Annotated in this window: 4 protein-coding genes and 1 pseudogene; 3 read left to right on the top strand and 2 right to left on the bottom strand. The window is 49.3% G+C overall.

Translation table 11 applies throughout. The features are described from left to right. Positions 1-459, top strand: a pseudogene (locus METMK1DRAFT_RS15745) (transposase); the annotation flags it as partial. 129 nt (positions 460-588) lie between these two features. Here METMK1DRAFT_RS15745 and METMK1DRAFT_RS11680 read toward each other — a convergent pair. Continuing rightward, positions 589-1,392, bottom strand: coding sequence for a DMT family transporter (locus METMK1DRAFT_RS11680; RefSeq protein WP_009074415.1), 804 nt, complete (start codon positions 1,390-1,392; stop codon positions 589-591). 41 nt (positions 1,393-1,433) lie between these two features. Continuing rightward, positions 1,434-2,108 (bottom strand): ABC transporter ATP-binding protein, encoded by a 675-nt coding sequence (locus METMK1DRAFT_RS11675; RefSeq protein WP_009074414.1) that lies wholly within the window; start codon positions 2,106-2,108, stop codon positions 1,434-1,436. Between the two features lie 118 nt (positions 2,109-2,226). Between METMK1DRAFT_RS11675 and METMK1DRAFT_RS11670 the strand changes: the two genes are divergently transcribed. Together METMK1DRAFT_RS11670 and METMK1DRAFT_RS11665 are read left to right on the top strand one after the other, a co-directional pair. Next, complete coding sequence (locus METMK1DRAFT_RS11670; protein WP_009074413.1) at positions 2,227-4,806, top strand: COG1361 S-layer family protein; 2,580 nt, start codon at positions 2,227-2,229, stop codon at positions 4,804-4,806. After that, a complete protein-coding gene (locus tag METMK1DRAFT_RS11665; protein ID WP_009074411.1) occupies positions 4,803-6,059 on the top strand; it encodes an ABC transporter permease in 1,257 nt (418 codons plus the stop codon). The genes METMK1DRAFT_RS11670 and METMK1DRAFT_RS11665 overlap by 4 nt, the downstream gene beginning before the upstream one ends. The last annotated feature ends 157 nt before the right edge of the window (positions 6,060-6,216 follow it).

Here is a 6,216-nt window from a genome sequence, read left to right as displayed (position 1 = left end):
AGGACGTCGTGAGCTACTGGGACCTCCTGGTGAGGCTGTGGAGGAGGTACAACCTCACCCTGGTCGTAGCCGACGGGGTGAAGGCCCTAGACACGGCAATCTCCCGCTCCGGGATCAAGGTCGCGAGGCAGACCTGCCTGGTCCACCTCAAACGGAGGGTGGACAGGAGGGTTAGGGACGCGCTGGACCTCATCCTCTCCCTCGCCGAGTCCGTCCCCACCCGTGGCTCTCCCCTCCTCTCCTACCTCCTCGCCCCCAGGGAGCTCTGGCCCCTCCTCAGGTCGAACAACCCGACCAGTCCTTCAACTCCCTCCTGGAGAGTTCGGCAAGTGCCACTCCCCCTGGTGGATCACCCGGGCCATAGCCCTCAACTACAACCTCTCGACCTGTTATCTCGCTCTTGTAATAATATTACAGGGTTCCTTATTTCTTCGTGAAATGGTCAAATATATTCAATAATTCCTCCATTGAATAAGTCCAAATCAACAGAGATATTACAATTTGCAAAGGAGCCCTGAATCGCCCAGGGGCGGGTAAAGTCTTGACATTTGTGAAGCTAATAAGGTAAAGTGTTTCATCATTCTACACTCATCTTCTCCACAAAATTACGATGATTGATACTATCACCATTGCACTTCCTAAAACTTCTGTAGATGTTGGTATTTGCCCGAAGAGAGGCACAGCGAGGACTGAGGCTACCACAGGTTCCAAGAGACCTATGATCTCTATATGTTGGGGTTTCACATGACCTGACGAGTAAATCACCGAGGTATGACCTATGAGGGTCGGTAAGGCTATCAGGCCTAACAGGGAAAGTAAAGAGGTCATGTTGACGTTTCCTATCCCCTGAAGGAGTACTAAGGGGAAGGAGAAGATCGATGAGGCAAGATAAATCTGGGAAGTCAGAATCATGGGGTCTTCAGTGGACCCCTTAGCGAGGATTATGGTGTAAAGGGCTATTGTGAGTGCTGAAATGATGGCGAGAAAGTTTCCTAGGAGTAATCCAGCTTGTAGCGGGTAGTTCATGATTACTATTCCTAGGAAGGCTAACAACCCGGCTATTAACTCCTTCTTAGTGGTTCTTATCCCCACAAAGTGGGCTAAGGCTAGCGAGAAGAGCGGCGACGTTGAGACCAACACTGTGGAATCTATTATCGTCGTTCTATATACGCTAAGGATGAAAAGGATCATGTGGGCTGCCAAAAGGAGTCCAGGTCTCCACTTGCCGGCTATCTCCTTCAGGCTCAACCTCCCTCTTGAGAGGATGAGCCCAGCCACGAAGAACCTGGAGAAGGCTATGAATGAGGGGCTGAGGGAGGAAAATCTGATGAAGATAGCTGCAGTTCCGAAGGTTATCCCGCCCAGGATCAGTATTGTGTAGTACCTGTTCATGGAAGCCTTTCAAGGTCTGTAGTTTAAGAGTTCAGCTTCATCTAGTCGATCCTTTCGATCCTTCCGTCCCTAAGGTGAACCCTCCTTCTAGCGTAGGAGGCCACATCTGGATCGTGGGTTATAATGACTACAGTGGTCTTAAACTCCCTGTTTGCCTGCTGGAAAGTCTTGAGTACTGTCTCCCCGGATTTGCTGTCCAGGTTAGCTGTAGGCTCGTCAGCAAGAACGATCTTAGGATTTTGTGCTAACGCCCTAGCTATTGAGACCCTTTGCTGTTGTCCCCCAGATAACTCTGTAGGTTTCTTGTAGGCTAGCTCTCCCAGCCCGAGAGTCTCTAGAATCCTCATGGCCGTCTCCCTCCTTTCCCTCTTTGAAACGCCCCTGGCTATCAATGGAAGCTCGACGTTTTCAACCGCACTCATTCTCTCGACGAGGTTGTAATTTTGGAAGACGAAACCTATATATGAGTTTCTCACCTTGGATAGCTCATCGTCATCCATTGTAGTCACATCGTTACCGTAAACGTACACCTTACCTGAAGTAGGCTTCGCCAAGGTCCCCATTATGGTGAGAAGTGTAGTCTTTCCGCTACCTGAGGGGCCTACTATGGCCACAAACTCTCCCTCCTCTATACTGAGGTCTATGTCCTGGAGTGCAGTGACCTTTACCTTGGTCCCGTATACCTTGCTTACCTTCTCCAGCTTTATTACTTCCATGGGATTCTATGCCTGAATATCAATAAAAGCATTCTCCAGAGTCCACTCATTGAACTTGGGCAGTTCGGAAAATGGACTATTGATAATCTTTTTAAGATATATCTCGATGCCTCAGTGTATGAAAAGGAATCTCGCAATCCTTGGCCTCACGTTCCTGTTGATCGGTCTTTCGCTTCCGCAGGTCTATTACTCGACTCCCGTCACTCCAAACGTATATGTTATAGCCTATGGTTGGGGCAGTCCATCCTCTCCTGTGAATGCACACGCCGGTTATACAGACTTCCCATTTTATGTTGAGGCCTCCCAGGTAGATGCAACGATCATAGGCATGAGCATCTCCGTCCCGAGCGGATCCCCTTTCACGGTAGTCGGAGAAACTTCCACGGGAGTTACGTCAACAGCTAATGGAGAATCCTTGGCCATCTTTTATCTCACTGTAAGCAATACCACGAGTCCTGGCTATTATCCAGTTAGGGTGACCGTGACCTACGCGGTAAATATAGCCGCTTACACTTGCGTGGAAGGGAAGACCTTCACCCTCCAGGTCCCGGTCTATGGCGTTAACTTCCCCACTCCTGTAGGCGTGCAATGGGGAGTCTCTACGGTTCAGCAGGCCTTCGTTGGCGAGGGGTTAGTTCCACTGACTATCCAGGTAGCTAATCCCTCAGATCACGTTGAGGACAACGTGGTCATAAACGTGTCTTTACCCAAGGGGGTTTACAGCCAGGGAGGACAAAGATACGCTCTCTTCACAGCTTCCTCTATTCCGGCACAAGGAATCCAAGAGGTGACTCAGTTAGTCAACGTGAGCCAGCTTTCTTCACCAGGTAGCTATACCCTCAATTACACTGTCAGTTTCATGAACTACTTGGGATACCACTATTATGCCACTAATTTCAACATAACCTCTGGTAACGCCAATGTGACCTTTAGCTCCAAGGTTCCCCTGGAGATTTCCATCTACCCTAAGTCGCCTCTCCAGGTTTACGCCACTCAAGGTAGGGGAACACCCTCCTCGGTTGTCTCTGTGATACTGAGGTTGAACTCCTCGGTTAACTATTTCGTTGATTCCATCGTCACGCAATCCAGCCTCTCCTTAGCCTTCACCAATTTCACTCCCTCCTCTGGTTATGGTCAGTCCACATATAACTTCACTTTCGATGTCTCACCCACGACTGCCCCAGGGGTCTACCCGATCAATTTCCAGGTGAGCTATCAGGAGTTGGGTCAAACTTTCCAAGCGTCGGTTACCACTTACATTTATGTCAATTACTTTAACGTTAGTCCCACGCTCTCTGATCCCACTTGGGGGAGCCCACAGGATCAACTGATTCCTACCCCAGGGATGACAGGCGTACCACTGAGCTTCATCCTCGCCAACCCCTTCCCATATCCCATAAGCGGGGTCAATGTTAGCCTGAAGTTGCCGTCAGGCATCTCGTCTCCCTACACCAACTTTCTGGTTCCATCCATACAATCATTCGGCTCTTACCAGGTGTCCTTCAACCTCAATTTAGCTAGCAATCTCACTCCAGGTTACGTTACCATACCCTATACGATCTCCTTCTCATCCTATTACGGGACTTCGGTTTATCACTCCAAGGTAGCTATCTATGTGTACCCATCAGAGGAGATCTCTCTCCAATATGGTAATACAACCATCTACCAGGGTTCTCAACAGTCCTTCCCCCTTGTGCTCATTAACCAAGGTTCCACCCCAGTGTCGTCAGTTTCCGTGAGGTTGACCGGACAGGGGATTTCACTGGTGGGCATGAGTAACCAGACCGTTAACTATCTTGCCGCCGGTGAGAACGTAACTCTCCTATACCAGCTCTACGCCCCTCAGGGTCTGGGGGTAGGGACATATCCCCTGAGTTTGATAGTGTCCTATAACTATCAGGGAGTCACTAAGACCTTAGAGTACACAATTCCGTTCAACGTAATACCTTCGCAACAACTCGTATCGGTTTCGGTCTTACCTTCAGTCGTATACTACGGAGTTCCCAATAACATCACTGTTAGAGTACTAGATACGGCAGAAGTTCCCCTCTATAACGTTCAGCTCCGTCTTTTCTCCCAACCATCACTCTATTCGATATCTCAGAACTCGGTGGATCTAGGGACGCTATATCCGGGGAGGGCCGAGAACATCGGTCTAGTGATGCTCCCCACAGTTACCAGCACCTCCTCCCTCCCTCTGGGCCTAACCGTGGAGTACCTCCTCCCAGGAGGTTCATCCCAGGAAGAGGTATACAACTTTTCCTTGATCTCTACGGGGTTGGTGAAGTTGGTTCTACAACAACCCAGTGCCCTAGTAAGTAACGGGACCGTCACCGTGAACGGCATCCTTAATAATTTCGGCACCGCCTCGGCTAACTTCGTTACCGTCTACGTCAATGGAAGTCCTACGTACATAGGTAGCGTCCCACCCAACAGCCCAACCCCCTTCTCCTATACGTTCACTCCCTCCCAAGGAGGAGTTCAACATGTTAACATAGTCGTGTCCTACGAGGACTCGCTGTATCAACCACACAACATCACCTATCAACTCGCGTACACTTTAACTCAAACCAACTTGAATCAGACTCACTTCTTGCATCACTCTAGGCAGAATGTACTTCCTATCCTGATCTATATCGTGGTAGTCTTAGTAATAACATCGGCCATAATCTATGTGTTAAGGAGGGGGAAGAAATGAGGATGGGAGACGTTTTGAGCCTGTCCTTCCAGGCCCTTAGGTCAAAGAAACTTAGGACTAGTCTCACTATTCTCGGGATCCTGATAGGGCCAGCCATAGTGGTAGGTCTCACGGGTTTGACCCTAGGTTTCTCTAACCTTATCTACCACAATCTCTTCTCTAGCACCTCTCCAAACGACGTGTTTGTGAGTCCAGGGAACTCAAACCTGAACGCTTACGTCATCCAAGAGATACAACAACTGAAGGGAGTGAAGGAGGTCGTACCCTATTATCTCATTCCAGCCACCATACAAACACCTAGCGGACCTACGGGAACCGAGATCCTTTCCATAGACATGTCAAAGGCACAGGCGGCGTTCCCAGGTCTCACACTCCAAACTGGACAGTATCCATCTCCTTACTCAGCCTTCGGGGCCGTGGTGGGATATTACATCGCTCATCCCCAATATCCCCTTCAACCAACATATCAGACGGGGCAAACTATCCAGGTAGTGATGAACACCCCAGAGGGAAAGGTGACAAAAACCTTCCTAGTCACGGGCAATTTCAACGAGTTCAGTAGCGCCTTCGCCGACGTAGATCAATCCCTAATAGTGCAATCCATAGTCGGTAGACAATATTATGGGGATCAATATTCTGGGGCAATAGTGGTTGTAGACAGCGTGTCTCAAGTCAACCAAGTGGCCTCAGAGATCCAGAACACATTAGGCAAAGGCGTGAGGGTAGTCTCAGTGGAGCAGTTCGTCACCCTAATAAATCAGACCACTGCCTCTATTGACGGCCTACTATTCGTGGCTGGGGCATCATCATTCATAGTAGCCTTCGTGGGTATATTGAGCACGATGTTCACCACTGTAGTGGAGAGGACTAGAGAGATAGGTGTTCTGAGGGCAATAGGTTTCACAAGGAGAAGTATAATGATACTCTTCATGGCAGAGTCCATAATGATGGGACTCATAGGTGGGATCGCTGGTGTGGGAGCTGGTGTAGGTATGGGGTACCTTCTCACCTCTTTGTCCAACTCGGGAGGAGGGAGGTTTGGTGGAGGAGGACCCGGAGGAGCTAATTCTTTCGGTGGAGGAGGATCTGGAGGAGCTAATCCTTTCGGAGGACACGTTACTCCAGTTTTCGAACCTGTATTTATGCTGGAGGTTATAGGAATAACGGCGGTATTCAGCCTCCTAGCCGGAATTATTCCAGCCTATAGGGCGTCCAGAATAGAACCGGCTGTTGCACTAAGATATGAGGTCTAAAACCTTTCAGTGCAGTGGGATGTACCTTCAGAAACGTCAGAGATTTTTAAATAACAGCAGTCATGGAAATCCTAGGTTCTCGAGTCCGTTCAGGCGGATCTCCGGGACTGATGAAAACTTCAGCAACGTTAAAGTTCCATAACTGCTGTAGAGTATA

The organism is Metallosphaera yellowstonensis MK1 (assembly GCF_000243315.1).
Classification (GTDB): Archaea; Thermoproteota; Thermoprotei_A; order Sulfolobales; family Sulfolobaceae; genus Metallosphaera; species Metallosphaera yellowstonensis.
This window is presented reverse-complemented; position numbering and strand designations above follow the sequence as displayed.

Coding starts and splice junctions, on each gene's coding strand:
- METMK1DRAFT_RS11680 (WP_009074415.1), bottom strand. CDS start 1,392: ATGAACAGGTACTACACAATACTGATCCTGGGCGGGATAACCTTCGGA.
- METMK1DRAFT_RS11675 (WP_009074414.1), bottom strand. CDS start 2,108: ATGGAAGTAATAAAGCTGGAGAAGGTAAGCAAGGTATACGGGACCAAG.
- METMK1DRAFT_RS11670 (WP_009074413.1), top strand. CDS start 2,227: ATGAAAAGGAATCTCGCAATCCTTGGCCTCACGTTCCTGTTGATCGGT.
- METMK1DRAFT_RS11665 (WP_009074411.1), top strand. CDS start 4,803: ATGAGGATGGGAGACGTTTTGAGCCTGTCCTTCCAGGCCCTTAGGTCA.